The 25,228-nt window shown below is 54.1% G+C and carries 28 protein-coding genes; 10 read left to right on the top strand and 18 right to left on the bottom strand.

Features of this window, described 5'->3' with window-relative positions; genetic code table 11:
• Nucleotides 1-47: 47 nt before the first annotated feature.
• Nucleotides 48-902, bottom strand: coding sequence for a dimethylarginine dimethylaminohydrolase family protein (locus tag DZC51_RS07105; RefSeq protein ID WP_157294688.1), 855 nt, complete (start codon nucleotides 900-902; stop codon nucleotides 48-50).
• A 129-nt stretch (nucleotides 903-1,031) separates the two neighbouring features.
• Here DZC51_RS07105 and DZC51_RS07110 point away from each other — a divergent pair, with 129 nt between their 5' ends.
• Nucleotides 1,032-1,196, top strand: a complete 165-nt coding sequence (locus DZC51_RS07110) for a hypothetical protein (RefSeq protein WP_157294689.1) — start codon at nucleotides 1,032-1,034, stop codon at nucleotides 1,194-1,196.
• Between the two features lie 68 nt (nucleotides 1,197-1,264).
• On the opposite strand, the gene DZC51_RS07115 is transcribed toward DZC51_RS07110, so the two are convergent.
• The 6 genes from DZC51_RS07115 to DZC51_RS07140 all read right to left on the bottom strand — a co-directional run bounded on the left by DZC51_RS07115 (nucleotide 1,265) and on the right by DZC51_RS07140 (nucleotide 6,588).
• Nucleotides 1,265-2,392, bottom strand: a complete 1,128-nt coding sequence (locus DZC51_RS07115; RefSeq protein WP_157294690.1) for an ABC transporter ATP-binding protein — start codon at nucleotides 2,390-2,392, stop codon at nucleotides 1,265-1,267.
• Nucleotides 2,352-2,591: a hypothetical protein gene (locus DZC51_RS07120; RefSeq protein ID WP_157294691.1), complete on the bottom strand. Its 240-nt coding sequence runs from the start codon at nucleotides 2,589-2,591 to the stop codon at nucleotides 2,352-2,354. The genes DZC51_RS07115 and DZC51_RS07120 overlap by 41 nt, the downstream gene beginning before the upstream one ends.
• Before the next feature lie 71 nt (nucleotides 2,592-2,662).
• Entirely contained in the window at nucleotides 2,663-3,541 is an 879-nt protein-coding gene (locus tag DZC51_RS07125) for a carbohydrate ABC transporter permease (protein WP_157294692.1), read from the bottom strand.
• Nucleotides 3,541-4,452 carry a carbohydrate ABC transporter permease gene (locus DZC51_RS07130; RefSeq protein WP_157294693.1) on the bottom strand — a complete coding sequence of 304 codons (912 nt, stop codon included), beginning with the start codon at nucleotides 4,450-4,452 and terminating at the stop codon, nucleotides 3,541-3,543. The genes DZC51_RS07125 and DZC51_RS07130 overlap by 1 nt, the downstream gene beginning before the upstream one ends.
• Nucleotides 4,453-4,538: 86 nt before the next feature.
• Nucleotides 4,539-5,858 (bottom strand): ABC transporter substrate-binding protein, encoded by a 1,320-nt coding sequence (locus DZC51_RS07135; RefSeq protein WP_157294694.1) that lies wholly within the window; start codon nucleotides 5,856-5,858, stop codon nucleotides 4,539-4,541.
• 160 nt (nucleotides 5,859-6,018) lie between these two features.
• Nucleotides 6,019-6,588 carry a GNAT family N-acetyltransferase gene (locus tag DZC51_RS07140; RefSeq protein ID WP_370513679.1) on the bottom strand — a complete coding sequence of 190 codons (570 nt, stop codon included), beginning with the start codon at nucleotides 6,586-6,588 and terminating at the stop codon, nucleotides 6,019-6,021.
• A 107-nt stretch (nucleotides 6,589-6,695) separates the two neighbouring features.
• Between DZC51_RS07140 and DZC51_RS07145 the strand changes: the two genes are divergently transcribed.
• Nucleotides 6,696-7,331 carry a spore coat protein gene (locus tag DZC51_RS07145; protein WP_157294695.1) on the top strand — a complete coding sequence of 212 codons (636 nt, stop codon included), beginning with the start codon at nucleotides 6,696-6,698 and terminating at the stop codon, nucleotides 7,329-7,331.
• Between the two features lie 219 nt (nucleotides 7,332-7,550).
• Here DZC51_RS07145 and DZC51_RS07150 read toward each other — a convergent pair whose 3' ends face one another.
• Nucleotides 7,551-7,820, bottom strand: coding sequence for a hypothetical protein (locus tag DZC51_RS07150; protein ID WP_157294696.1), 270 nt, complete (start codon nucleotides 7,818-7,820; stop codon nucleotides 7,551-7,553).
• On the bottom strand, nucleotides 7,813-9,486 hold the full coding sequence (locus DZC51_RS07155) for a DUF2207 domain-containing protein (protein ID WP_157294697.1): 1,674 nt from the start codon (nucleotides 9,484-9,486) through the stop codon (nucleotides 7,813-7,815). The genes DZC51_RS07150 and DZC51_RS07155 overlap by 8 nt, the downstream gene beginning before the upstream one ends.
• 125 nt (nucleotides 9,487-9,611) lie before the next feature.
• Here DZC51_RS07155 and DZC51_RS07160 point away from each other — a divergent pair, with 125 nt between their 5' ends.
• The 5 genes from DZC51_RS07160 (at nucleotide 9,612) to DZC51_RS07180 (ending at nucleotide 13,674) form a co-directional block, all read left to right on the top strand.
• On the top strand, nucleotides 9,612-10,109 hold the full coding sequence (locus tag DZC51_RS07160) for a PH domain-containing protein (protein WP_157294698.1): 498 nt from the start codon (nucleotides 9,612-9,614) through the stop codon (nucleotides 10,107-10,109).
• Nucleotides 10,109-11,659, top strand: coding sequence for a PH domain-containing protein (locus DZC51_RS07165; protein ID WP_198304076.1), 1,551 nt, complete (start codon nucleotides 10,109-10,111; stop codon nucleotides 11,657-11,659). The genes DZC51_RS07160 and DZC51_RS07165 overlap by 1 nt, the downstream gene beginning before the upstream one ends.
• A complete protein-coding gene (locus tag DZC51_RS07170; protein WP_157294700.1) occupies nucleotides 11,632-11,958 on the top strand; it encodes an MGMT family protein in 327 nt (108 codons plus the stop codon). Before DZC51_RS07165 ends, DZC51_RS07170 begins: the two co-directional genes overlap by 28 nt.
• Before the next feature lie 192 nt (nucleotides 11,959-12,150).
• On the top strand, nucleotides 12,151-13,056 hold the full coding sequence (locus tag DZC51_RS07175) for an acetamidase/formamidase family protein (protein ID WP_157294701.1): 906 nt from the start codon (nucleotides 12,151-12,153) through the stop codon (nucleotides 13,054-13,056).
• A gap of 63 nt (nucleotides 13,057-13,119) precedes the next feature.
• Entirely contained in the window at nucleotides 13,120-13,674 is a 555-nt protein-coding gene (locus DZC51_RS07180) for an RDD family protein (RefSeq protein WP_157294702.1), read from the top strand.
• Nucleotides 13,675-13,695: 21 nt separating this feature from the next.
• On the opposite strand, the gene DZC51_RS07185 is transcribed toward DZC51_RS07180, so the two are convergent.
• The 4 genes from DZC51_RS07185 to DZC51_RS07200 all read right to left on the bottom strand — a co-directional run bounded on the left by DZC51_RS07185 (nucleotide 13,696) and on the right by DZC51_RS07200 (nucleotide 16,663).
• Nucleotides 13,696-14,454: a DUF1129 family protein gene (locus DZC51_RS07185; RefSeq protein ID WP_157294703.1), complete on the bottom strand. Its 759-nt coding sequence runs from the start codon at nucleotides 14,452-14,454 to the stop codon at nucleotides 13,696-13,698.
• On the bottom strand, nucleotides 14,451-14,780 hold the full coding sequence (locus DZC51_RS07190) for a PadR family transcriptional regulator (RefSeq protein ID WP_157294704.1): 330 nt from the start codon (nucleotides 14,778-14,780) through the stop codon (nucleotides 14,451-14,453). Before DZC51_RS07190 ends, DZC51_RS07185 begins: the two co-directional genes overlap by 4 nt.
• Nucleotides 14,781-14,931: 151 nt before the next feature.
• On the bottom strand, nucleotides 14,932-16,278 hold the full coding sequence (locus DZC51_RS07195; RefSeq protein WP_157294705.1) for a M28 family peptidase: 1,347 nt from the start codon (nucleotides 16,276-16,278) through the stop codon (nucleotides 14,932-14,934).
• 163 nt (nucleotides 16,279-16,441) lie between these two features.
• Nucleotides 16,442-16,663 (bottom strand): WYL domain-containing protein, encoded by a 222-nt coding sequence (locus DZC51_RS07200; RefSeq protein WP_157294706.1) that lies wholly within the window; start codon nucleotides 16,661-16,663, stop codon nucleotides 16,442-16,444.
• 213 nt (nucleotides 16,664-16,876) lie between these two features.
• On the opposite strand from DZC51_RS07200, the gene mscL reads away from it, so the two are divergent.
• Nucleotides 16,877-17,266, top strand: coding sequence for a large conductance mechanosensitive channel protein MscL (mscL, locus tag DZC51_RS07205; RefSeq protein WP_157294707.1), 390 nt, complete (start codon nucleotides 16,877-16,879; stop codon nucleotides 17,264-17,266).
• Nucleotides 17,267-17,514: 248 nt separating this feature from the next.
• Here the strand turns inward: mscL and DZC51_RS07210 are convergent, their stop codons facing one another.
• Both DZC51_RS07210 and DZC51_RS07215 read right to left on the bottom strand, forming a co-directional pair.
• Nucleotides 17,515-18,390 (bottom strand): lantibiotic dehydratase C-terminal domain-containing protein, encoded by an 876-nt coding sequence (locus tag DZC51_RS07210; RefSeq protein WP_157294708.1) that lies wholly within the window; start codon nucleotides 18,388-18,390, stop codon nucleotides 17,515-17,517.
• A 13-nt stretch (nucleotides 18,391-18,403) separates the two neighbouring features.
• Nucleotides 18,404-20,695, bottom strand: coding sequence for a hypothetical protein (locus DZC51_RS07215; RefSeq protein ID WP_157294709.1), 2,292 nt, complete (start codon nucleotides 20,693-20,695; stop codon nucleotides 18,404-18,406).
• Between the two features lie 150 nt (nucleotides 20,696-20,845).
• Between DZC51_RS07215 and DZC51_RS07220 the strand changes: the two genes are divergently transcribed.
• Nucleotides 20,846-21,727: a helix-turn-helix domain-containing protein gene (locus tag DZC51_RS07220; RefSeq protein WP_157294710.1), complete on the top strand. Its 882-nt coding sequence runs from the start codon at nucleotides 20,846-20,848 to the stop codon at nucleotides 21,725-21,727.
• Nucleotides 21,728-21,878: 151 nt separating this feature from the next.
• Here DZC51_RS07220 and glsA read toward each other — a convergent pair whose 3' ends face one another.
• From glsA to murI, 3 genes are all read right to left on the bottom strand, one after another.
• A complete protein-coding gene (glsA, locus tag DZC51_RS07225) occupies nucleotides 21,879-22,808 on the bottom strand; it encodes a glutaminase A (RefSeq protein ID WP_157294711.1) in 930 nt (309 codons plus the stop codon).
• A gap of 297 nt (nucleotides 22,809-23,105) precedes the next feature.
• Nucleotides 23,106-23,660: a M15 family metallopeptidase gene (locus DZC51_RS07230; protein WP_157294712.1), complete on the bottom strand. Its 555-nt coding sequence runs from the start codon at nucleotides 23,658-23,660 to the stop codon at nucleotides 23,106-23,108.
• 85 nt (nucleotides 23,661-23,745) lie between these two features.
• The gene (gene murI / locus DZC51_RS07235) at nucleotides 23,746-24,540 is read right to left on the bottom strand and encodes a glutamate racemase (protein WP_157294713.1); all 795 of its coding nucleotides are present in this window, start codon (nucleotides 24,538-24,540) and stop codon (nucleotides 23,746-23,748) included.
• Nucleotides 24,541-24,754: 214 nt separating this feature from the next.
• On the opposite strand from murI, the gene DZC51_RS07240 reads away from it, so the two are divergent.
• Nucleotides 24,755-25,213 (top strand): hypothetical protein, encoded by a 459-nt coding sequence (locus DZC51_RS07240; RefSeq protein ID WP_157294714.1) that lies wholly within the window; start codon nucleotides 24,755-24,757, stop codon nucleotides 25,211-25,213.
• Nucleotides 25,214-25,228: the final 15 nt, after the last annotated feature.

Consider the following 25,228-nt stretch of genomic DNA (forward strand, 5'->3'; position numbering starts at 1 on the left):
TTTCCCGGGAAATAACGGTATTTCCCGGGAATTGAGTCGGGAAATGTTCAGCCCCGCTCCACCGGCATTGAACAGCAGCGGAACGAGCCGCCGGATTTGATGATCTCCGTGAAGTCGATTTCAATGACCTCGTAACCGTGTTCGCGCATCGCACCGTTCACTTCAGGATTGACGGGAAGGCTGAACAGCTTGCGCCCGCCAATTGACAGGACGTTCGTGCCCATCGTGAACTGTTCGTCCGCATTGACGTTGATCAGATCATATTTGCTGCCAAGCTTCTCCACGGTCGCAGGATTCAATGCTTCCGGGAAGATCAGCGCCGTCTCCGGTGACAGGATATTGAATACGCAGTCGAGGTGCAGGTACTTCCCGTCAAATTCAACAGGGATGATTTCGTGCTCCGGAAGTTCCTTCGACAGCATTTCGATGGCATCCCGTGAAGTGCGTTCACTGACTCCGACATAGACGGTGTCCCGGTCGACGATGACGTCGCCGCCCTCAATCCTCCCGCCGTTGAGCTTACGGTAACGGATTCCCTTTTCGCGGAGAAGCTTTTCCAGCGCTTCCTCCTCGCCCTGGCGAATCTCACTTGCCATCCGGGAAATAAACAGCTCGTCACCAACCGTGAACCCGATGTCGCGGGTAAACACCTGCTCCGGGAATTCCTCTGACGGCTCTAGCTCGATCACTTCGGCGCCGTGAGCCTGGAGAGTGTCACGGAACGTGCGGTACTGTTCCATTGCCCGCTCACGGTTGATATTTTCGTCTTCGTACTGCTTTTGTACTTCATTGATCGCTTCTTCGATGGCCATATAGCGCGGCGGGCAGAGAATCACCCGCCGTAGCGTGCCGTACTCTGTGCTGACTTCAATCTGTGATGTCTCGTCCTTCGGCAATGTCAACTTTTCTTCTCCTCCACTTTAAAGCCGTAATCAGTTTACTTTTCCCCATTCCGATCTGATAAAAACAGGCTGTTTCGTTCCCGGACACCCGGGAATAATAAGGACAAGAACAGAAAGGGAGCGATTCTGATGAAGAGCTACGCGGAAAACGATAAAAATCAGAAAAACGGAAAATGGTCAGAGAATGCCAATGATGCCGCGAAAAAGGCTGAGGAAAAGCTGGATGACATCAAGAAAGAGGCCCGCGACGCAGCGGAAACCAATAAGGATGACAAGAGCGAAAAATCTCTTTAGATTTAGCATGTTCCATTAACACACGAAAAAACGCCGTCCCGGCAACAATCGGAACGGCGTTTTCCTATTCAGACTGTGATCCCTGCTTCTTCCCCGAGCTTTAGGCGGTCACCGCTCCCGGCATCGAAAAAGTGGGCGAGTTCCATATCATACGCCAGCCGGACGTTATCTCCGGCACGGAGGTCCAGCCCTGAATCAATTCGGGCGATCAGCTCCTGGCTGCCGAGCTTTGAGTAAAGGAGAGTTTCCGCTCCGGTCAGCTCCGAGACGATGACTTCCGAGTCCATCGCCGCCAGGGATTGTCCTGCAGCGGCCGGCGGTTCCAGTGTGACATGTTCCGGACGGATGCCCATCGTGATCGGTCCATCCCCGTAGCCTGCTGCCTGCATCGCCCGTGCTTTTGTCTCGGGAAGCGGAAGACGGATGCCGTCAGCTGTCACGAATTCGCCGTTCTGCACTTCCCCGCTGAAAAAGTTCATAGCGGGTGACCCGATGAATCCTCCGACGAATGTGTTTTCCGGATAATCGTAGACATCCTTCGGCGCGCCGACCTGCTGGATGACGCCGTCTTTCATGATGACGATGCGGGTCGCCATCGTCATCGCCTCGGTCTGGTCGTGTGTGACGTAGACAGTCGTCGTCTTCAGCCGGTTGTGGAGCTTGGAGATCTCCGCCCGCATCTGGAAGCGGAGCTTTGCGTCCAGGTTCGAGAGCGGCTCGTCCATCAGGAACAGCTTGGCATCCCGCACAATCGCCCTGCCGAGTGCGACCCGCTGGCGCTGCCCGCCGGAAAGTGCACGCGGCTTCCGCTTCAGATAGTCCTCGAGGCCGAGAATCTTCGCGGCTTCGGTGACACGTTTTTTGATCTCTTCTTTCTTGAATTTCCGCATCTTCAATGCGAACGCCATATTGTCGTAGACGGTCATATGCGGGTAAAGCGCGTAGTTCTGGAACACCATCGCGATATCCCGGTTTTTCGGCGGCACGTCGTTCATGAGGCGGCCGTCCATCACAAACTCGCCGTCGGTGATTTCTTCGAGGCCGGCGATCATGCGGAGCATCGTCGACTTCCCGCAGCCGGACGGCCCGACGAGGACGATAAAGTCCCCGTCTTCGATCTCGAGGTTAAAGTCCTTTACCGCCGTGACGTCTTTGTCATACGTTTTCGAGATGTTCTTGAGTTCGATCTTGACCATTTGGATTCTCCTTTACACCGCTTGCTGAGCTGGAATTAACATTGATGTTCTGAATGAGCGGCTTCGGAATGAGAAGCAGGATGGCGATCGGCAGGAAGATAAGCAGCAGGACAAGCGTGCTTGCCTGGAAACTGAATTCCCCGACCGGCTCAGCCGTCTCCGTGTTCCCGGCCGTGCGTTTCACTTCGATTTTCAGCATGTTCATTACCCCTTTCGTCCGCATGCCTCCCACTTTATGCAGCGTCCGGCATATTCATCAGCCGCACGGCGTCACTTCCCGCCGGACTGGAGGTTGATGCCCTGGATAAAGTACTTCTGGAAAAAGAAGAACAGGATGATTACCGGCAGCAGGACGAGAAGCGAGCCGGCCATCAGATAGTTCCACTGCGTGCTCATCTGGCCCTTGAACACCTGGAGACCGAGCTGAAGCGTGTACAGACTTTCGTCGTTCACGTAGAGAAGCGGTCCGAGGAAATCGTTCCACGCCCCGTTGAAAGAGAAGATGGCAACGGTGGCAAGCGCTGGCTTCGTGAGCGGGAGGCCGATTTTCCACCAGATCCAGAAGTGGCTGGCTCCCTCCATCTTGGCCGCTTCGATCAGCTCATCCGGAATGGTCATGTAAAACTGCCGGAGCAGGAAGATGTTGAACGCGCTCCCGAAAAACGCCGGGATGACGAGCGGGTAATACGTGTTCAGCCATTGCAGCTTCGCGAACAGCACATACTGAGGAATCAGTGTGACGAACCCCGGGATCATCATCGTCGAAAGCACGATCGCAAACAGGACGTTCCGGCCCTTGAACGGGACTTTCGCGAACCCGTACGCGATGAACGAGTTCACAAACACATTGCCGATCACGACAAGAATGGTGATCGTCAGCGTGTTGACCGTGTACAGGTCGAACGGCGCCGCTTCCCACGTTTTCATGTAGTTGCTCCAGTTCCAGCTTTCCGGCCAGAACGTCGGCGGATAGGTCATCACTTCCTGCATCGTCTTGACGGAAGTGACGAGCATCCACCAGAGCGGTGACAGCATCAGGATGCTGCCCGCGGCAAGCAGAACCCAGTTGATGATGTTCAGCGCCTGCCTGCGGCCCTGGATCGTTTCAAAATGCGAGACTTTCTGTCGTCCCGCTGCCTGCTTCACCATCACTTCCCGCCCCCTTCATAGTGCACCCATTTCGGTGCAAGCTTCAGGTTGACGATTGTCAGGGCGAAAACAATGACGAACAGGATCCACGACATTGCCATGGCATATCCCATGTCGAATGCTTCAAACGCCTTCTGCCACATATACAGGTTGTAGAAAAGCATCGAATTGACCGGCCCGCCTTCTCCGTTCGACATGACATAGGCCTCCTGGAAAATCTGGAAGCCGCCAATCAGGCTCGTCACGATGTCGAAGAAGATGACCGGCGTGATCATCGGGATCGTGATGCGGGTAAATTGCTGCCAGGCGTTGGCGCCGTCAATTTCCGCCGCTTCATACAGGCTCTTCGAGATGCCCTGCATGCTTGCCAGGTAAAGCAGCATTCCGCCTCCGACACTCCACAGTTTCATGAAGATCAATGCCGGCTTCGTCCAATCGGGGTCGAACAGCCAGTTCGGCCCGGCGATGCCGAACCACGCGAGGACGGTGTTCACCATGCCGGTCCCCGGCTCAAGCAGCTGCATCCAGAGAAGGTACACGCCGACGCCCGAAAGGACCGCCGGCAAGTAATAAATCGTCCGGAACAGCCGCATTCCCGGGATGTCCCGGTTGAGGAGCGCGGAAAGCAAAATCGCCCCGACCGTCGTAAGCGGAACTGAAAACAGGACATAATAAAGGGTGTTGTAAAGCGATGTCCAAAACAGCTGGTCGCCGGAGAACAGCTTCTCATAGTTGCTCAGCCCGACAAAGTCCATCTGCGAGGTTACGTTATAGTTGGTGAAGCTTGCCGCAAAGGAAAACAGCAGCGGGCCTGCCGTGAACACGATGAATCCGATGATCCACGGGAGGATAAAGAGATACCCCTGAAGTCCTTCTTTCGTCTTGTAGTTGAATCTGCGCTTTCCGGCCATCCCGCCTAGCCTCCTTGTCCCTGTTTTATGTAATGAAAAGAAGGAGGGCGGCTCCGCCCCCCTTCTCCATGTTTGGTCTGAATCCGTTACTTTTTGGAAATTTCCTTCTCGACGGCAGCCTGCGCATCCTTCAGTGCCTGCTCCGGCGTTTTCTTGCCGAGGTAGACATTATCGAACTCCGGATTGACGAGCGTCATATAGTCAGGAGCCACAAGTGAAGTCGGTGTCAGCATCGTCAGCGGCATCGCCTCGACAGCCAGTTCGTAAACCATCTTGCCGTTGTCGTTGAACTCGTCGCTGGAAGCCGCGCTCTCTGACGCCTCGATGTTCGCTACGTTATCGAAGTTCTTGACTGCCCAGTATTCCTGCGCTTCCTTGCTGGTCAGATATTTGATGAACTCCCAAGAGGCATCCGGATTTTCCGCACCTGCAGGGATTTCAGCGACGAAGCCTCCGCCCCAGCTTGTATGGCCGTTGCCCGGCTCCTTCTCTGGAAGGAGTGCCACGCCGAAGTTGAGATCAGGTGCGTAGTCACGGATCTGTGTGTAAAAAGTCGGTGTCTGAACGAGCATTGCCAGGTCTCCCGAGAAGAACGGGTTCGCCTGCTGGCTCTCCATCTGCGCTTTCCATGAGTTGATATTGTCGGCACCATATTTTTGGTGCCACTTGTTCAGCCACTCGAGCGTGTCAAGCTTCGCCGGTGTATTGATCTTCACTTCACTGTTTTCATCGACGAAGTTGACGTTGTCCGCGTTCATCATCCAGACGTCGGTCTGGACGCCGAACATCGGATAGAACCCGAGGCGGTCATACTTCTCGCCGTCCTTTACGTCCAGCTTTTCAGCATACTCCCACAGCTCGTCCCATGTTTTCGGGGGCTGCTCGGGATCAAGGCCCGCTTCTTCGAAGGCGTCCTTGTTGTAGAAGAGGACACGGGTATCCGTGTTGAACGGAATGCCGTACGAGTCCCCCTCATAGAGGGTGGCGTTCCACAGTTCCTCATAGAAATCCCCGGAGATGTCGTCTTCCTCCAAGTATTTCGAAAGGTTCTCCGCCTGCTGGTTCTTTCCGCGGAGCGCTGTTGCGTTGATGTCATTGATGACCACATCAGGCGGGTCGCCCGCTGCAATCGCCGCGAGTTCCTTTGTCCAGATGTCTCCCCACGGGATGAACGTGTGCTTCACTTCAATTTCATCCTGGGAATTGTTGAAGTCTTCGATGATCTTTTCAATGATCGGACGGCGGATTTCTGATCCCCAGAACGTCCAGAAATCAAGCGTGATCTTGCCTTCTTCAGCTTCCGCATCCGCTTTCTCCGCTCCGGATCCGCCTTTCGTGAATCCGTTGCACCCGGACAAAACAAGCATCAGAATCAGCAGAGCCGGCACCCACTTAAATCGTCTCATGTCGCTTCCCCCTACTCTTCTTAAGTTATGTATTAGGCAAACCTTTCTTTTCATTCCACTTCGACACGCGAAGTAAACCTTCTTCACTATCTTACAAGATTAGACACGCAATTCAAATAGTTCTAAAGTCTTTCTGTCGAAAAAAGGCAGGACTTGTCGATTAATGACAGCCTGCCTTTTCCTTCTTAATCATAGTGAAAATGTCATAGTCCCGCCAAAGCCCGCCTTCCTTCGCGAATTGCTCCCTCGTGCCTTCATACCGGAACCCGGCGCTTTCCGCCAGGCGCCTTGACGGAATATTATCCGGACGGATATGAAGCTCCAGCCGGTGAAATCCAAGCTCTCGCATGAAAAACACGGCTGCGGCCTCTACGGCTTCCTTTCCGTACCCTTGGCGGAAGTACTGGTTATTGATGTGATAGCCCATCATGCCCCAGTCATAGTCGAACCGGAGAATCGTGATCAGTTCAACCTTGCCGATATTGGCCCCGTCGGACTTCCGGAAGATACCGAGGATGACCATGTCATCCGCCTCCGCCGCCTCCCGGAAACCGCGGATCCATTCCCGGAACCATTCTTCCGTGGCTCCGGAAAGGTCGCGGGGCCTGCCCTCATCAAATGGACCGCTGGACATTCCCCTGCCCTGAAGTCCCGCAAGCCATGGGGCATAATCCGTATCCCGATAAGGGCGGAGAACAAGCCGCTCCGTTTCAAATTCCATTTTTTTCATCAAAATGTCCCTCCAATTACCGTCCATTATAGCGGATGCATAACGCAGGAAGGAAAGTGGATACTATCCGTGTTCGGCCATCATGAAAAAATGGAGGGAATATGCAGATGACGCAAAACTTCGGCCAGGACCAGCAGAACATGACGCACCCGAACATGCATACCGGACAGGTGAGCCAGCAGATGAACCACGGCGGACACGAGCTGTTCGATGTACACGAGGTGCTGTCGACGATGATCGGCGCGATGGACATGTCGACACTGATGCGGCCGCACGCACAGGATCCTGAGCTCATCGATATCATGGACCGCCAGTACCGGTTCATGCAGCAGTCGTACAACACGCTGGTCGACTGCTTCAAGTCGGGAACCGACCCGCAGATGGCGACGCAAAGCTATAAAATGGCCGGCGACAACGACTGGGTGTACGGCATGAAGCAGTCTCAGCCGAAAAAGCCGATGCAGTCCCCGCAGGAGCTGAACGACGCAGCAATCTCCGGATTCCTTCTGTCGGGCCACAAGGCCGGCGCGACGGCCTGCACGGCAGCAGCGCTCGAGACGACCAACCCGGTCGTCCGCCGTGTGCTTGCCGACTCGGTGCCGAACTGCATCGAGATGGCCTATGAGCTGTCAATCTACCAGAACAAACACCATTACTACCAGGTGCCGCAGCTGGCGGAACAGGACATGCAGGGCATCCTGAACGCTTATGCCCCGGCCGGCAGTCAGGGAAGCATGCAGTAATCGCTGCATGCACGGAGAAAAAGCATGCGGACCCATTGTCGGTCCGCATGCTTTTTTATTGTGATGGGAGGCTATCGTGCGTTTTCGCAGTATGACAGGCCATATCGCAGTATCCGGCAAGATTTCGTACTATCCGGAAATGAATCGTACTTGATTTCCAGGTTTCGTACTACGGCACGGAATATCGGAGTATTGGCTCCGATCTCGTACTACGGCCTGCTATAGGCCCATCTCTTTTACATACTTGTCAAGCTCCCGCATAAACAAGTCCGTCCTTGCGGGGTCCGCCAGGATAACCTCCACATCCTGATTCCGGATCCATTCCCGGAATTCCGTGCTGCCGAGCACGACGGGTCCGTAACGGACGTTCAGATCGTTCCAGACTCCGCTTTTCTTCAACAGCCTCAACCGCCGGCTGATGAGCCGGTTTTTCTTTGTCGGCCAGCGGGTTTCTAAAAAACCGATCAGCAGCATGATCAGATCACCCATCCGTCTTCCCCCCAATCCCCGTCCAGTCCCTGTACATCCGCGCGAGCCCCCTGAATTTCGGTGCCAGCACGTGGATACGGTGTTCGCGAAGCCGGCGTTCTTCCGGTGTCGCTTCCGGCACACTGAAACGGTCTTCTGTATAGATCAGCCGGTTGATGGCATATTTGAGCCGGTAGGCGAACCTGGAGACGAAAAGCGCACGCGGGAAAAAGAGCCACACGAGAAGATAGGCGATGACGAACAGCAGGATGACCGCTCCGGTGCCCGGCACGTCAAATGCCGCCACGCCAAAGGTCAGGTAAAGACCGTAGACAAAACCGAGCCAGCGCCAGTGCATGTTCTTCACGTGCAGATACAGGAATACGAGAATGCCGGCCAAATATGCGGCCAGCCAGCCCGCGGGCATCGCGGAGACAACCGCCCCGGTGATGGCGGCTGCTGTCGGGACAAGCGCCGAGACGAGCAGCACACGCTTCGGGATGACCAGGTTCAATGTGCCCGCTTCCTCCAGCATCTTGAGGACCGACCCATGCCATTCCCTAAGTGCTTTTTTTGCCCTGTCCGATTCGATTTCCCGCGGCCCGAGGATGCGCCCGCCAGCCGTTTCCCGGAACATGTTTCGGACGAACAGTTGCTCATGCGGCTCAAGCCGTGCCGTGCCGCCTTTTAATTCCCAAACCTGGTTGCCCGGCCCTCCGGTGACGGACACCGCCCTCTTCTCGAGCAATCCGTACAGCATCGCATCCGCCGCACGCGGCGTGAAGCGTCCCGCCCAACGCACGAAATGCAGGTAGACCAGATCCAGGGAAAGGATCAGCGACTCATCCCTTCTCATGATCGGCAGCCGCTGTGGCACGGCGAGACTCGCCAGCCCGGCCAGAATAAACGCCAGGGCGAGGGGAAATCCGGCTTTCTCAAACGTTTCCCGGTACGGGCGAACCGCGGCCGCATAGGTAAAACGCTCCTCTTCCGCCTTGGCAGCTTCCTCCAAAGTCATCGGAGCAGAGCCTTTCACGGCCTCCGTCAAGACACCGGAAGGGAAAAATACCCGGTAGGATGCGTCCAGCGGCTCCTCGATGACCGGATCCCGGAAAATGACACCGTTGTCCTTCAGATCCACTTCGGAACCGTTCATATTCCTCGTGTACGGCCGGATCGAAGCGGCGCCTGCACCGCCCGGCAGGACCACGGAGACTTCGAGATTCCGCAGTCCTTCGAACTCATAGCTCGTGCTGGAGAACAATGTGACTTCCAGATCGCTGTATCCTTCGTACACCTGGAGCGCATCTTCCAGCAAATAAGACAGCAGGAACGTCCGTTTTCCGCTTTTGCCGTCCAAAAGCAGTTCCCAGCCGGTGCCGTTTTCCCGGACCGCGACGGGCCGGACCTCATCATCAGCGACTTCACCGACCTGCGCCGCTCCGTCCACTTCTCCTGCACTGAAGCCGATGATGTTTTCGTGGATGCCATAGGTAAAGTCCCTCAACACCGCCCCGGTCCCGTCCGGAATTTCATATGTATGGATTTCATTGACCCTCACCGCGCCCTCCGGACCGATCCAGAGACGCACCTGGGATTTGCTCACCGTCACATCCTCGGCAGCAGCCGGAACGGCGCCTGCCAGCACCACCAGCATCGCAAGCACAGCCGTCACCCATCGCTTCATCCGGTCACCCCCAGTCTTTTTATTACCATGATACCGTATACGGAAGAATCCCGGCCCCGGTTCCGTGAAACCTTCACACACGCCTTTCCGTAAAAGAATGAAGATGACTCGGAGGTGCAGGGCAAATGGAAGTTGACATCAGGGAGCCGGAAGGCAGAATTTCAAAAAAGGCGGTGACCGTGTGGCGCCTGTCGAACTCGATCAGGCACGGAATCATGCTGCTCGTGTTTGCAGGTCTGATCATTGCAGGCAACCGGTTCGGCTGGTGGGACTGGGCGATGACGGTTCTGTGGATATTAGGCGGGCTGACGATCCTGTCGGCAGTGTATTCGATCTTCATCGAACCGGTGATCCTTCAGCGGACATGGCGCTACGGAGCGGATGAGGAATTCGTGAAGCTGCGCCACGGCGTGATCACCGTCCAGCATCAGACGGTCCCGATGACGAAGGTCCAGTACGTCGGACTCGAACAGGGCCCGCTGCTGCGGAAATTCGGCCTTTACACGCTTACAGTCGGCACTATGGGCTCGAACCATTCCATCCCGGCGCTGCCCGAGCAGGAGGCGAAGGAATTCCGCAATCGCATCTCCCGCCTCGCGAGGATCCGTGAGGAGGACGAATGATGGAAAACCGGCGCATGCATCCGGGGCGGATCGTCCTGTCCCTGTATGAACTCATCAAAAACAGTGCCATTGTTTTCATCTTCCTGTTCGTCCTCAGGGGAGGTTCCGATGCGGTATGGGTGGTGGCGGGCCGCTGGATCTTCATCGCGGCGATATCGATTTCCATCCTGAATATCGTCCTGTCGTGGTGGCGTACGACTTACCGGCTGGAGTCGGATTCGGTTCAGATCGACAGCGGCGTCTTTTCCAGGAAGCATCGCAATGTGCCGTTCCGCCGAGTGCAGAACGTCAATCGGCAGGTGCCCGCTGTCCTGCGGCTGTTCGGCCTCACCTCACTCACGCTTGAGACCGGGGCGGACGGTGAGGATGCAAGCGTGAAGTTCCCCGCGGTCACAAAAGCGGAAGCCGCCCGGATCGAAGAGGCGCTCGACGGCTACCGCAGGGAGCGGATGATGGCCGCCCAGACAGTGACCGGGGCGGAAAGCATGGAGGGTGAGGCTTCGGAGATTCAGGAACCGCTCCCGGAAAAGGTCCGTACCATTCACTTCACGCCTGAGCTGAAGGACGTGCTGAAGGCCTCCTTCCTGTCGTTCAGTTTCATTGCGCTCATTCCCGTGCTCGCGACGGTTTACTCGAACATCGATGACTTTATTGACATTGAAAGCCGCGCTGAAGGGTTCCTGTCGTTCCTGACGGGCTCCGGGGTCGTGCTCGGCATCACAATCGCCCTGTTTGCCGTGGCGGCGATAGCATTCGGCATCATCCGGACCTACCTGAAGTATGGCCGATATGAGATCTCGTCGGATGACGAGCGGATTTACATACGGCGGGGTGTGCTGACTGAGCAGTCGCTCTCCGTCAGGAAAAAGAACGTCCAGGCAGTCCAGATTACGGAAACGCCGTTGAAACGGCTGCTCGGGCTCGCGGAAGCAAAGCTGGTTACGGTCGGCAGCTTTGAGGACAATCTGGAAGACATCAGCTCCCTTTATCCGTTTCTGCAGAAACAGCGTGCGGTGGAGCTGGTCGGCGAGCTGCTGCCGGATATCGAGGTGCTGGACGGAATGGAACGTCTTCCGAAAGCCGGGCTGACTGTCCGGATGCTCCGTTTCCCGTTCATCGCCGTGATTGCCACGGTTGCGCTATTCTTCTGGCGTCCGGATTTTCCGTTTGTCCCGGACTGGCCGCTTTTGGCAGCGGCCCTTTTCGCCTTCACTTATCTCCTGAGGTACTTTGACTACCGCAACACCCGCTACGCCATCCGCGGGCCGTTTGTTCAGTTCAGGAAAGGCGGCTTGTGGCGGGAGACGTTCCTCAGCAGGCGGGAAAAGGTGATCGAGGCAGCGGTTTCCCAATCTTGGCTGCAGAAGCGGTTTGGTGTGGCCACAATCGGCACGACCAATCGCGCGAAGCCGGTCCATGTCGAAGAGCTGAAGGACTTGCCGGGAGCGGCCGCGGAACAATTTGACCGATGGTACACAGAACGGAAACCGGAACTGATCCGGGCTGACGGGGAGGCGGAACCATGGAAGACTTTACAGAGCGAGTCGTGAAATTATTAAAGGAAGTGCCTGCCGGAACGGTCGCCTCCTATGGCCAGATCGCACGTCTTGCCGGCAACGCGAGGGCCGCACGCCAGGTTACCCGGATTTTGCACTCGATGAGCCGGAAGCATGGCATTCCCTGGCACCGCATCGTGAATGCAAAGGGAGAGATTGTCATCAGTGACGGGGAGACCGCCTTTGAACAGGAGGAGCGCCTTCGCGACGAAGGCGTGCCTGTGATCGGCGGAAAGCGTGTGGACATGGAACGATACAGATGGGATCCCGGGTTTGACGGGGAGGAATGGTGAATCACAACCAACAGGTACACGAGTCACCACCTGACACCATCCGAGTTTTCACCTCGCACCCGTTGAGTCACCACCCCTTCCCCCCTGAATGACCACCCCTGCTGCCGGCAGAGGCGCATGCGCTTCTGCTGGTTTTTAAACGCCTTAATTGATAGACTATTGCCAACACGAGTATATAAGGGGGCATCGGTAATGGCAGAAACATTGGCATGCAATGATGTGATCTATGCGTTCGACAAAGCACACGAACCGGTCAAACGCGTGGCATCGGGAACGACGATTGAAATCGAAACCTATGACTGCTTTGAAAACCAGGTCCAGTCGGCCGAGACGAAGATCGGCGGCATCGACTGGGACCGGATCAATCCGGCGACGGGCCCGATCTACGTGGAAGGGGCACAGCCGGGTGACGTGCTGAAGGTGCGGATCGAGAAGCTCGAGATCGGCAACCAGGGCGTGATGGCGACAGGTCCTGACCTCGGCGTGCTCGGTCACCGCCAGGAAGAGATGGCGTCCAAGATTATCCCGGTCGAAGGCGATTATGCCATCTTTGACGACAAGCTGAAAATCCCCCTCAACAAGATGATCGGCGTCATCGGAGTCGCTCCAGAAGGCGAGCCCGTGCCGTGCGGGACGCCCGGTGCACACGGCGGCAACATGGACACGACACTGATCACCGAAGGCGCGACGCTCTACTTCCCAGTGTTCGCGGAAGGCGCGTTGTTTGCGCTCGGGGATTTCCACGCCGCAATGGGCGACGGGGAAATCGGCGTCTCCGGCATCGAAGTGCCCGGCAAAGCGACGGTCACGCTTGAAGTCGTGAAAGAAGGCGCCTTGCGCCACCCGCTCCTCGAGAACGAAGACGGCATCGCGTTTCTCGTCTCGAAGCCGACACTCGATGAGGCGGCAAAAGCGGCCGTTGAAGAGATGGCTGACTTCCTCCTGCCAAGAACTCACCTTAATGTCGCAGATCTTGCCATGATGATGAGCGCCGCAGGACACTCGCAGATCAGCCAGATTGTCGATCCACTCATGACAGCGCGCTTTTTCGTGCCGAAATATGTGCTGGAGGCATATGGCGTCACCCTGTTTGAATAAGATGAGGACAAGCCGGTTTCCGATGGGGAGCCGGCTTTATCTCATTAAAAAGGAGCGGACCGGATGAATGCAGGCTTTTTCCTGCGGCTAAAAGCGTTCCTGTTTGATTACCTGCTGATTCTCGCTTATATGCTGGTCCTGGCTGTCTTCAGCATGTTTCTCATTCCATCCATCCAGCAGTTGTTCACGGGATCACCGGCATCGGCTCAGCTTGCTGGATTCCTCATGATCACGCTGCCCGTTTCACTTTACTTCACCCTGGCCGATTCCCGAATCGGCGGCGGCTCGTTCGGTAAGCGAATCATCGGCATCCGGGTCATGGATCTGGACGGTCGTCCCCTTTCAGTTCTGCATTCCGCCGTGAGGACCGCGCTGAAGTTTGTGCCGTGGGAACTGTCCCATTTCCTCGTCTACCGGCTCATGTGGCTCGGGGATGACCCTGTACCGGTAGGATATATGATTTTAGGAGGACTGATCTACGCCCTGATCGGTGCCTATATCGCCGCTCCGTTTTTCACAAAAAGAAAGCAGTCCGTGTATGACCTGGCCATACGTACGGAGGTTGTCAGGCTGGAAAATGCGGCAGATGAACAAAAACCCGGCAGCCTGACCGCATAAGCGGACGGACTGCCGGGTTTTTTATACATGATCAATCTTGCGCCTTTCATAAAACACGTGTGCTGCGATGACCAGGGCGACGGCGATAAACGAGATGAAGGCCGATGCGACCATCTTGGCCTCCTCCTGGAGCGGCATGGAAAGAATCAGCCACTCAGGCAGAAAGAGCGCAACCGGAATCGTGATGAGGAGCCACGAGCCCATCATCGCCGCAGCCGCTGCAAACGCCGCGGCCGACAGCACGATGACCACAAGGTTTCCGGCCTGGCCGGCCGAGTAGAACGGGTCCATGATAAAGGAACTTGCCAGAAGAACTCCGACAAACAGGAGAACGGACAGCATCGATAAGCCGCCGCCCGCGAAGAACAGCTTCTTATTGCTCCACTGGCCGGCCGCCATGTTCCGGAACATGATACGGTAAAGCACAATGACGATCACCGCGACAACCGGATAACCGATCAGCTGCAGCAGATTAAGGGAAAACATTCCGCGGATGGCGGGACCCATGGCGGCAAAAGCTGCAAACGACAGCAGAAACGCAGGCACGTACTTGAGCCAGCCGGCATAATCGTTGTCCATCTCCTGTTCAAGCGACGCTAGATATTCCTTCGGCGAACCGCCGGTGATCCGGTCCACGTTTTCCCCCCGGCGCTCAAGCTCCGCCAGATGGTCCTCCAGCTCTCCCGCGACTTCGTCAATCTCCCGTTCATTCTTGCCTGATGCCATCAGATACATCCGGACGTTCGCAATGAACTCCTCACTTCTCTTTGACAGCTTCATTTTTTCCCGCTCCCCTTCAGCAGATTTCCGACAGCCCCCGCCATCACGTTCCAGCGTTGTTTGAATGCCTCAAGTTCTTCTTCCCCGGCCTGTGTCAGCCGGTAATACTTGCGCTTCGGCCCGTTCGGCGACGGCCGCATGACCGTCATGACGAGCCCTTCCTTCTGCATTCGGAGAAGCACCGGATAAATGCTTCCCTCGCTCACCATCGTCAGCCCGTATTCCCCCAATTTCTCCACCATTTCATATCCATACGTTTCTCCCCTGCCGATGATGGCAAGAAGGCACCCTTCCAGCACCCCCTTCAGCATCTGGCTTGTCGTCATGCCCATCTCCTCCAGTAACTTGTTAAACCAACTACCTCTATCTTGTTTACCATGATAGTGGTCGGGGGCCTCCACGTCAACTATCTTGTAAAACAAAATACCGGCACAAGAAAAACCGCCCGGCAGGTGGCCGGACGGCTGGTTCGACTGTTCAGTTTTTACGAATGACCGAGTAAAGCGCTGAGCCAACGAGGTCGCCCGCTTCCTTCAGACGCTCTTTGCTGACATACTCGATTGTGTCCTGCGGGGTGTGGTAATACGGCTCAAGTGCCGCAGTACCCGGCTCGCGCCGGATAAAGTTCACCGCCGGAATGCCTGCCTCGTGGAAGTTGACATGGTCCGAAGCGCCGCGCTGGTAAAGGATCAATTCAGATGGTGTGCCGATTCTGTCCTGTGTGGCAAGTGCAGCCTCGGTGACGATGTTCGGCTGGCCGTCCAGCGTGTTCATGAAGATGGCGGTTGCGTTCTCCCAGGAAGTGCCGACCATGTCCATGTTGAAGTTCGCGATGCTGCGGGACAGTTCATCTTCGGTCAAAGTCGAAACATAGTGGGCGGAACCGACGAGGCCGATCTCTTCAGCGCCGACAAATGCAAATCGCACTTCCTTGTCAATCGGGTAACTCTTCAGCACGCGGGCAATTTCAAGCGCGGTCGACGTCCCGGTCGCATTGTCACTGGCACCCGGCGCCAGCGGCACGCTGTCGAAGTGCGCGGATACATGGACAATGTCCGGGTTGCTCACGTGCTTCGGCGCACGTGTTGCAATGATGTTCCGGGACGTCTGCCCGGTAATTGCGTCAACCTTCAGGGTGACCGTGCCCCCTGTCGCTACGACATCTTCAAGAAGCGCTTCGCCGGACACTTTCTTGATCCCCGCGACCGGAAGCGGCGCGTCCTCCCCGATGCTCATGTTCGGCGGCCCGGACGCTTCGCTGTTGTCGTAGATGATGACACCGGCTGCACCAGCCGCAGTGGCATTGTCAATCTTATCTCGGAACGCGAATCCGCCTCGGCTGATCAGCGCGATCTTCCCTTCCGCTTCTTCCGTGAAGTCGGCAGGAGAGCCGAGACCCGCGTCATAGAGCTGTGCGGTCAAGCCTTCCGCAGGCGTTTCCGCGGCTCCCGAAGGGAAGGATGCTTCCACTTCGTCCCCGTTTGATGTAGATAAGTGTCCTGTCATCGTATCGGGGATGCTGAATTCCTGTACCTCTATTTCGTATCCGTACGATTCCAGCCGATCTTGGATCAGAGAAGCCGCTTCCCGCTCCTCTGCGGTGCCTGCAACACGGGGCCCGATCGTCTCGCTCAGGTACCGGACGTCAGCGTAGATGCGCTCCGCATCAATCCTCGAAATCACCTTTTGATCAAACGCTGCAGGATTGCCAGGCTTCGCAGCCTCAGCGGTGACCTGTCCGCCGAAGTCGGCCGGCATCATCACCACACCCGAGAGCAACAGTGACGCCGACAGCGTCAGTGCTGCAAATCTGCTTTTCTTCATTCCATCCATTCCCCCTTTTCGGTTCTTGTTCCATCAGGGGGATTCGTCCCGGCCTTCAAGCTTTCCTTCACCCTAAATGAAAACGGTTACAACCTCACAAGTTTCACTTGCCGTCGAAGGTCTGAAGTCCCGGCATTTGTCGGCACCAAAGGGACTATTGTTATTATCCCAGCTGTTTCTCATGGCCATACACCGGGCGAACAGACAAAATCCGGTCAATCTTGAACGTGCGACGCTCCTGCCTCAAAAAGCAATATGCCGTGACACTGTCCTCACGGAGCCGCAGCAGGCGTACACGCCGTTTTGTTATGCTCCCATCCGACCCTATATAAATCATGTCGGCCAGCTGGTGGCGCTTCATACATTTCATCAACAGTCCGTGCATCCTGTTCCCTCCAATAAGAACGTTTGTTCTCATTATATGCGAACAGTCCCCGCTGCACAACCATATTGTTTGTAGGAATCACAGGTATTTTCCCCCATGTCGAAAATTGACGGTTTCCATGCTTCTAGCCACTTCCATTCCTTATTCTTTTAGGCTAAACTGAGGCGCGAGCCGCCCACACGGCGGTATTCTAACCCGTAAGGAATGAAAAGCATGTGGAATGACTTTAAAGAATTCGCGTTCAAGGGGAATGTTCTCGACCTGGCTGTCGCAGTCGTCATCGGCGCCGCCTTCGGCAAGATCGTTTCCTCACTTGTTGAGAATATCATCACCCCGCTCATCGGCATCCTGGTCGGAGGCATCGACTTCACAGGACTGAAACTGACCGTGGGAAAAGCGGAGGTAACCTACGGGATTTTCCTGCAGCACATCTTCGACTTCCTGCTCATCGCCTTCGCCATCTTCATGGCCCTCCGCCTCCTCACGAAGCTGAAACGTGAGAAGGAAGAAGAAGTGGTGGAAGAACCGGAAGAAGAAATGACCGTGCAAGAAGAACTGCTCCGCGAAATCCGCGACCTGCTGAAGGAACAGAAGACGAACTGAAGAAAAAAAAGAAACCCGCTCCCTTCATGGATTATTTCATGGGGGCGGGTTTTCATATAAATTTAAGTTTATTATCGTGTAACAAGCTCATAAGGCAGTTCAGTAAGTGGGTTTACGCCGCTTACGAATAGGCCAAACGCACATGTACCCATCACAAATGTCATGAAGAGTTTTTTCTTCATTTTTCCATCCATCCTTCCGTGTGATTTAATCCAGTATAGCATGAAAGATTCATTGTAAATATGCAATTATGCATATTTTGAACTTTTCTCAAGTGACTTATGTAGCAGTTTAGCGATATATGCCTCTTCCTCATGGCTTATGCCCAGCCGGTTGTTCGTATCATGGAGATAATGGAACAGAAACTCTGCAAAAGGCGGTGACGGGATGAGCTGGTCCTCCACCTGATGACGGACGGATGCCAGTTCTTCGATGAACGGACGGATTGTCCGGAGTAGGTGAACGTTATTAAGCGACCGCGTCCACTGGCTGCGGAATTCCCGCTCATTCATTGTAGCCGCACGATCCAAACTTTCCGCAAGATCTGGATCCGCACAAGTCTGGATGCAATGTGCCGCATACTTCTCTAGGAACTGGCTTGCTGCATTAGTGCTGCAAAGACCAGAACGTATCGCCTGGTGCATCATTAGGGTAACCGCCGCTGCGCGGTCCGTGCCTCCCAAAAGTTCATTTTCAATGACGAGAAACGCAAGATCCGTAGACCGTTTTAGAAGCAGATCGGGCCAGACAATGCCGGCCGCCGGGTTTTCTCCAAAGACCGGCTCGCGCTTATACGGTCGAACGGCAGGCTGCTGCTCGGCCATATTGTCGGACGGTAGCTGCCTTCTCCGGAGTCTCGGTTTTTCATCTTCCATCGAATGGAGCAGCAGGTTGCAGTCATGTCGGATTCGGAATCGCAGCCGCTCGGCCTCCTCATCGGATAGACGAAAACCTGCCATAATGTGATGCCCATGATGATCTTTACGGCGAAGGTAATAGTAGTAGTGGACCTCGCCTGACAGGTCCGCTGCTAAAGGCATAACAATCTGATGGACGACTTCGTCCAACTGATATTCATATTTAGGATAGAACCTGTATGTGTGCCATTCTTTTTCTCGCTGCATGTTCATCCTCCATTCAAACCCACTTCACAGCTACCCTGAATTCTGTGACGCAAGGCTGTCCCGAGCGCCCGATGGCATGAGCACCGCGTTCCGGAAAGACCTCGGTCAAAACCAGCAGATCCCCCTCTGCAAAGGAGCCGGCGAACCGCCCGATCAGACGAGGGCTGCCAAAGTGAATATACCGTTCTCCATTGCCGTTGCAGGCGGCCGTCGGGAATTTAGAATCGACAACCGCAAACATGGCCTCTTGCGGGATCCCTTTTCGCACCCGCCAGTCATGCAGGCGGAGGTAATAGTCTGATTCAGACTCCCCGATTTGCTTCAGCGGAACATCATTGGCAGGAATGCGCCATTCCGCGGGTGATATGACAACCCGGCCCTCTGTCTGCCGCGGAGAGTATCCCGGACTCATTCTGCCGCTCCTGCCATTTTTGAGGTACATCCAAGGATCGACCAGCTTCAAGAAAAGCCGTACACCAACCGGCAACTGGTGAACCGGAATTTTACCGGTATAAACAGGAGCAACTGCGATTCCCTCAGGACCTAGGATAACCAAAGTATCCGATTCCGGATCATGGGCAATTTTGAGGTCAGACAGCGTCATAAAATTGCAGCCTCTACCCGCGTACTGACGGTCAGTCGGCCAGAGCAATCTCCGTCCGTTATAGCGCTTCTCCCCGCCCGTCCAGCCTGATCCGTAAGAAAACCAGAGTGGCTCGGCAGCCGGCAGCAACTCCCGTATCCACTGTTCTTCCGCAGACTTCAATCCTTCCTGCAGGCACTCTGCGAGGATCTGGTATTCCCCCCGCTTCAATGCCTGTTCGGAACGGGCAGCCACCCGGAAGGAAAGCAGGCCGTGCGGGAGCATTTCAGTAGGGCCTAGCGGTTTCTGCACACCCTCTCCGGTAACAGCCTGGGCGGCATCTTTTTCGGCAATTACCGCTTCCTCGGTTGCCCCCAATCGGGACGTGCAATGGGTGAGGAACCCAAGGACGTCGCCACAATTGCCACCACGACCATACAGTTCTGTAAACCATTCAGTCATTTTTTTCACAGCACTTGAACGGACCACGGTAATATCCGACTCTTCAGCATAATCCTTCAGGTCTTCCCGGACAGTTTCGGGAAGACCTATCGGTTTTTCATTGCAGGACTGATGCTCCGAGAACCAATCACCTTCCGAGAGCCGTCCTGTCAGGCGGACCGGCAGAACCCGGTGAATTCGCTTAACAGAGCGGACAGCCCTTCCGCGAAGTGCAGGCAGAGCAGCCGGGTTGCAACTTTCCATCTGATCAAGAAGAACTTCGAGAAAAAGAAAACTTCTGCGGAGCCTCCTTGCCTTAGGTGAATCGATTCTTGCAACCATTGACGCAAGCCCTTTGAGCGGGCACATTTCGGCCTGTTTTTCCGGCAAGACCGGCACCAGAATCTCTTTTAAGAGTAATTCTTCAAACTGCGCCTTCCCGCCCGCCCCCTTCAACGATCTAATCCAGTCTCTCTTTTTTCTGATGGCTCCTTTTTTCAAATGGCCTGTGGCCTGACCGTCAATGGGATAAATGTACTCATGAACAGTTGGGATACCGTTGACTTCGATACCATCAGCGACCAACAATCCGGCCTTCCCGTTCTGAAAGATCAGACCGTCGTTCACTTTGAATGAAAAACCTTCGTTTAGCCTGTCGTCGCATGCCATTGCATTTGTCCAGAGAGCAATAAGCTGTTGCCGGATGTGCACTTGGGGAAGAACCTCTGCTATTTCATCCGCAGCTGACTGTTCACCCAAACGGAAGCGGACCTCTGTTGTGCCCGACTCTCCGTTTTCCACGGTTGAATTGAGAAGATACCCAAGAAGAGTTTCAGAAGTTTCTTCTCGCATTCCCATATCAGTGTTAAGTAATTGTGGATGCTTTAGTGCAACTTTTCGTTGGAAAGCGGGAATTTTTGTCGCACCAAACAACTTCGCATCCGACTGTACCTTGCCCACCCGGTAGATCAACTTAAACCGTTCCAGAGCATCATCCATTTCCGTCTTTCTCTTCACCCATAGTTGTATAATCTCCCAGTCACTGTCATTAAGCTCCGGGATTTTCCGCTCCAGTTCTTCAACATTCTGCATTCCAGCCCGGTGCAGGACCCCCTCAACCGAATTCCAGGCTTCCGAAACAGCGGTTTGATGACGGGAAAGTCGCTGAACCAAGTTCATCGAAGCGGAAAGGACGAGGGAATCGATGACTGAAGCCGGCAGATCATGTACCTGCGCAATGGCAACTTCTGATAAGTGGACGGAAGTTTTGGTTCGGTTCATTTTCAGGTTCATCTTCCTCAATCCTTTCTTCTTGTCTTGGACAGCAAACGTATTTTCGTATAATGTTGACAAACTGCGGAAATTTTCCGTTACTATAGAGACAGGACAGCCGGTATCCGACTGGACCATTTGCCAAAAGGGTGATGGACAATGAATCAGGTTCGCCTCGGAATGGAAATCCGGAAATGGCGTAAAATCCGCAAGATGACCCAAAAACAACTGGCAGACGGCATCTGCAACCAATCCGAGATCAGCCGCCTGGAAAAAGGTGACTCGTACCCGAGTATTGATACACTGCAAGCCATTTCTATGAAATTAAAGCTTCCGCTTTCATATTTCTTTGAAGTCCTAATTCATGATGATTTCGAAGAAAAAGAAAAAATGCTGGATGATGTAAAAAATTATTCAGCGAAAAAAGATTATGAAGGACTATACCAATACACTCAGTCATTGTTAAATAGCGGTAAGTTCCTCCACCCGGAGCTAAAGACATATCTTGAGTCTTATTATTTCGTCAGCCTCTACTATTTAAAAAAACAAGATTATCGTTATTGTGTAACAGAACTGTATAGACTGACAGGTGTAAAAATAACCGGCATGGATATTCTTTTAAAAACTCGTATTAAGAATGCTATTGCAATCATTCTTGCAGAAAACAACAAGTTTGATGAGAGCATGAAAATCTTTGACGAAATCCTTCAAGAGCAGGTAGCTGCCGATGAATATGAAGTAATGAAAATAACAATTCTGTACAATGTCGGTAAATTGCTGTATTCACAAGAGAAATACGAGAAAGCCTTTGAGATTACAGAACAGGGAATTCGTCTGTCAATAGCTCAGCGTGAGATGTCCGTGTTAGGCCAGCTCTACTACCAAAAAGGTTCAATCCTTGAGAAACTCGGCCATTCCGCTTCCGAAATCTCGGAGAACTACCAAAAGGCGCTGTTCTTCTTTGACCTCCTGGGTCTCGATTACTACAAGAAGATCTTGCAGGAATATAAGATGCAGTACCTGGCGGCAGGGAGTGTCTGAATCTTTCCTACCTACTACTCTACACAGTTTTTAGCAACAGAAATATGCACTTACGCATATCGACGGTTTTTTTGGTTTTTCTTTCGGAAACGAGGAAAAACGGCTGCTTTCCGCCTATGGTATTGGGCGGAAGCAGCCGTTTTTCGGTTTGTCAGAACATGCTGAGGTCGTATTTTTTGGACATTTTCTCCATCAGGTCCCAGCCGGCGACACTGTTGCCCCTGTCGTCGAGCGCCGGACCGAAGATGCCGATGCCGCAGCGTTGCGGGACGGAGGCCATGATGCCGCCGGATACGCCGGATTTGGCCGGGACGCCGACGCGGATGGCGAATTCTCCGGAGGCGTTGTACATACCGCAGGTGACCATAAAGGTTTTGCAGATGCTGGCGACCCTCGGGGGCAAAATCATCTCACCGGTGGCCGGGTGCTTGCCGTCCATCGCAAGAAGCAGGCCGACTTTGGCGAGGTCGACGCAATTCATCTCGATTGCGCATTGTTTCGTGTAGAGTTCGATGACTTCATCGACTTCATCCTCGATGACGCTGTGCTGTTTCAGGTAGTAGGCCATCGAGCGGTTCAGGTCGGCCGTTTCGAGCTCGGACTGGGCCACTTCCTCGTTGTAGCCGATGCCTTCCTCACCGATGATGAGTTCAGTAAGGTGGATCAGCCGCCCGAGCCGTTCTTCGACACTTTCTCCCTTGATCATCGACGAGACGGCAAGGGCACCGGCGTTGATCATCGGGTTGAGCGGTTTGTGCGGGGCGATCGTCTCGAGCTTGATGATCGAGTTGAACGGGTCTCCTGTCGGTTCCATGCCGACGCGCTGAAACACGTATTCTTCCCCGTTGTCCAGGAGGGCAAGCGCGAGGGCGATCACTTTCGAGATACTTTGGAGCGTTGATTTGGTCTCAACGTCCCCGGCTGAGTAGCAGCTACCGTCCGGGAACGCCATCGCAACGGAGAGCGAGCTGAGATCCGCCTTTGCCAATGCGGGGATATAGTCGGCGACCATCCCCTCAATCGTATGTACTCTCGACTCCTGCACGAGCTGGTACAGTTCCTCGTCCGAACGGCAATCCATATGATTCACTCCTTTAAAATTGACATCCTGCCGACAGTTTACCCTTTCCGGTCCCCATCAAGCCAGCCGTTCATTGCCGGCTGCGCAACCCGATGATATAATGAAGCTGAATTGCCTGCAAAGGAGTGGAGACTGACATGTGGTTCGTTATCATTCTGGCTATTTTATTCGGATTCATCGCGATCGGTACGATTGCAGGCCTCGTCCTGACTTTCACGGGCAGCAACGACTAATACCGGCTTAAAAAGGGACTGTTCCGCGCATCGGCTTACGCCGGTTTGCGGAACAGTCCCTTTTCTATTCGATTTCTTCAGCCAGGACCTCATAACTGTCGGTGTCCTCCGGCCGCCAGCCGGCATCCAGTTCGGAAGTCGACAGGCCAAACGTCATCTGCAGATGGGGATAGTCCTTGAAGCCGTTCCAGTCGCCGCCCCATTCAAAACCGAGTTCCTTGGCGATATCCGCGACTTCGAACCAGTCGCTGCTGCCGTTGCCGTTGCCGTCGTACCCGGTGTCCCAGACCAGACGGCCTTCCTTCGTCCGGATTGCGTAGTCGATCGCGAGCCCGAAGTTATGGTATGACTGGCCGCCCCTTGCATGGGTGACGACGGGGCCGTAAGCGGTTCGCCCCTGTTCATAGAGCTGTTCCTGCTCCTCATGGGAACGGAAGCCATCGGTGATTTCGATGCGGATTCCCCGCTCCGCAGCCAGGCCGGCAAGCTGCTCCGCCTTCTGCCCGACAATCGGATGGAGGCCTTCCGGAAGCGGGCGCGTCTCCAGTTCTTCGCGAAAATCAAGTTCGCGCTGGACAAAGGTCCACACCCCGGCCGCCACAAGCCCGGCAATCACCATGCCGGCGACTTTGCCGGCCAGTACGGCAGGATGTGTTTTCTTCCTTTTTCTCTGTCCGATTCCGAAAGCCTCCCTTCGTTATGACTTATGCCCCGGTGTCCGCGTGCCGGACAACCGGCCGGCTGACAGGGGTCCATTTCTTCACTTTCTCTTCAAAATCATGGACGTCACCCGTTGTGCAAAAAACGTGCTCACCTTCCGGCACATCCGCCAGTTGACCGCTGTCCCTCAGGACTTCCGCAGCCTGGGCTACCGTGGCCCTGGCCGGGTCGACCAAGTTCACATCGCCCTTCCATACTTCGCGGATCTGCTGTTCGGCAAGCGGGTAGTGTGTACAGCCCATTACAAGCGTGTCCACCCGTTTTTTCCGAAGCGGCCCCAGGTACTCTTCCAAGGCATCTTTGATCGCTTCCTCCGAAGTATGCTCGTTCTCGAGATAAGAGACCAGTTTCGGGCAGGCCTGTTCATGAACTTCCAGGCCTTCCCTGTTTGCTTGGATGTTTTTCCGGTACATATGGGATTCGACCGTCCTTTGGGTGGCAATGACGCCAACACGGCGGTTCAGCGTGGTATGGGCCGCCACCTCTGCACCCGGCTCGATGACACCGATGACGGGAACGTCCATCCTCGCTTTGAGCTCATCCAGCATCAGCGCCGAAGCTGTATTGCATGCGACAATGAGCATCTTGAGCTCGAACTGCTCCAGAAAACGGATGACGCCGAAAACGAGTTTTTTGATCTCTTCCGGGCTTTTGTTTCCGTACGGGCAGTTCCCGTGGTCGCCAACATAGACGATCCGCTCATCGGGCAGCCTGCCGAACAGCACATTGGCGACGGTCAGCCCGCCGCTGCCGGAGTCGATAATCGCTATTCTTTTCATATTATTAACCCTCTAACCTGTCGCTTCACTGATCACAGGAAGCAAAATAGAATGATCCTTCCATTGTAACTTATCTGGCGCCATTTTGGTTCCCTGAAAAAATTGGACATAACATAATTGAACATTTTTAATCGATAGTGATAAAAAAAGTATATATACATATAAATGGGATAACACCTTTATTTTAACTTAAAATCAAAAAAGGAGTTAAACCATGGCTTTTTTAGATAAACTCTCAAAATTCTTTGCAAGAGAAATTGCGAAAGAGGTTTTAAAATCACCAGAGCAAAAAGAGCATGAAAGAAGGCAAAAAGAAGCTAATATTTCAGGAAAAGAATTAGGTGTTAACTTAGAATTTATCGGTAAAATGACGCAAGAAGAATACGAAAGAACAGTGATTAATGAAGAGAAGGATTATGAAAATATATTTAATAGAGTTGATATGGAATGTAAACGTATTTGTGATCGTATATATGACCTATATACAGACTATCTAAATGGAGAATTACCAAAGATTGAACTACTTGAGAATATCCATGTAGCTAAAACCGAAGTGATAGAGTTGAAAGATTTAGCAATGGATAAGAACGGACACAATATCAGTATTATTGCATCGACAATTATACCTGCGAAAAAATGGCTAGAAGAAGTGGAAGAGAAAATCAGAAGATAAAACTTCGCTTTATGG

Source organism: Bhargavaea sp. CC-171006, from assembly GCF_009761675.1.
GTDB classification, from domain to species: Bacteria; Bacillota; Bacilli; order Bacillales_A; family Planococcaceae; genus Bhargavaea; species Bhargavaea changchunensis.

Coding starts and splice junctions, on each gene's coding strand:
- DZC51_RS07115 (WP_157294690.1), bottom strand. CDS start 2,392: ATGGTCAAGATCGAACTCAAGAACATCTCGAAAACGTATGACAAAGAC.
- DZC51_RS07220 (WP_157294710.1), top strand. CDS start 20,846: ATGAATCAGGTTCGCCTCGGAATGGAAATCCGGAAATGGCGTAAAATC.
- DZC51_RS07195 (WP_157294705.1), bottom strand. CDS start 16,278: ATGAAGAAAAGCAGATTTGCAGCACTGACGCTGTCGGCGTCACTGTTG.
- DZC51_RS07200 (WP_157294706.1), bottom strand. CDS start 16,663: ATGCACGGACTGTTGATGAAATGTATGAAGCGCCACCAGCTGGCCGAC.
- DZC51_RS07185 (WP_157294703.1), bottom strand. CDS start 14,454: ATGAAGCTGTCAAAGAGAAGTGAGGAGTTCATTGCGAACGTCCGGATG.
- DZC51_RS07110 (WP_157294689.1), top strand. CDS start 1,032: ATGAAGAGCTACGCGGAAAACGATAAAAATCAGAAAAACGGAAAATGG.
- DZC51_RS07170 (WP_157294700.1), top strand. CDS start 11,632: ATGGAAGACTTTACAGAGCGAGTCGTGAAATTATTAAAGGAAGTGCCT.
- DZC51_RS07165 (WP_198304076.1), top strand. CDS start 10,109: ATGGAAAACCGGCGCATGCATCCGGGGCGGATCGTCCTGTCCCTGTAT.
- glsA (WP_157294711.1), bottom strand. CDS start 22,808: ATGGATTGCCGTTCGGACGAGGAACTGTACCAGCTCGTGCAGGAGTCG.
- DZC51_RS07215 (WP_157294709.1), bottom strand. CDS start 20,695: ATGAACCGAACCAAAACTTCCGTCCACTTATCAGAAGTTGCCATTGCG.
- DZC51_RS07145 (WP_157294695.1), top strand. CDS start 6,696: ATGACGCAAAACTTCGGCCAGGACCAGCAGAACATGACGCACCCGAAC.
- DZC51_RS07240 (WP_157294714.1), top strand. CDS start 24,755: ATGGCTTTTTTAGATAAACTCTCAAAATTCTTTGCAAGAGAAATTGCG.
- DZC51_RS07160 (WP_157294698.1), top strand. CDS start 9,612: ATGGAAGTTGACATCAGGGAGCCGGAAGGCAGAATTTCAAAAAAGGCG.
- DZC51_RS07150 (WP_157294696.1), bottom strand. CDS start 7,820: ATGGGTGATCTGATCATGCTGCTGATCGGTTTTTTAGAAACCCGCTGG.
- DZC51_RS07230 (WP_157294712.1), bottom strand. CDS start 23,660: ATGGTGATTGCCGGGCTTGTGGCGGCCGGGGTGTGGACCTTTGTCCAG.
- DZC51_RS07190 (WP_157294704.1), bottom strand. CDS start 14,780: ATGACGACAAGCCAGATGCTGAAGGGGGTGCTGGAAGGGTGCCTTCTT.
- DZC51_RS07175 (WP_157294701.1), top strand. CDS start 12,151: ATGGCAGAAACATTGGCATGCAATGATGTGATCTATGCGTTCGACAAA.
- DZC51_RS07180 (WP_157294702.1), top strand. CDS start 13,120: ATGAATGCAGGCTTTTTCCTGCGGCTAAAAGCGTTCCTGTTTGATTAC.
- DZC51_RS07155 (WP_157294697.1), bottom strand. CDS start 9,486: ATGAAGCGATGGGTGACGGCTGTGCTTGCGATGCTGGTGGTGCTGGCA.
- DZC51_RS07125 (WP_157294692.1), bottom strand. CDS start 3,541: ATGGTGAAGCAGGCAGCGGGACGACAGAAAGTCTCGCATTTTGAAACG.
- murI (WP_157294713.1), bottom strand. CDS start 24,540: ATGAAAAGAATAGCGATTATCGACTCCGGCAGCGGCGGGCTGACCGTC.
- DZC51_RS07135 (WP_157294694.1), bottom strand. CDS start 5,858: ATGAGACGATTTAAGTGGGTGCCGGCTCTGCTGATTCTGATGCTTGTT.
- DZC51_RS07140 (WP_370513679.1), bottom strand. CDS start 6,588: ATGAAAAAAATGGAATTTGAAACGGAGCGGCTTGTTCTCCGCCCTTAT.
- DZC51_RS07120 (WP_157294691.1), bottom strand. CDS start 2,591: ATGCTGAAAATCGAAGTGAAACGCACGGCCGGGAACACGGAGACGGCT.
- DZC51_RS07210 (WP_157294708.1), bottom strand. CDS start 18,390: ATGCAGCGAGAAAAAGAATGGCACACATACAGGTTCTATCCTAAATAT.
- DZC51_RS07130 (WP_157294693.1), bottom strand. CDS start 4,452: ATGGCCGGAAAGCGCAGATTCAACTACAAGACGAAAGAAGGACTTCAG.
- mscL (WP_157294707.1), top strand. CDS start 16,877: ATGTGGAATGACTTTAAAGAATTCGCGTTCAAGGGGAATGTTCTCGAC.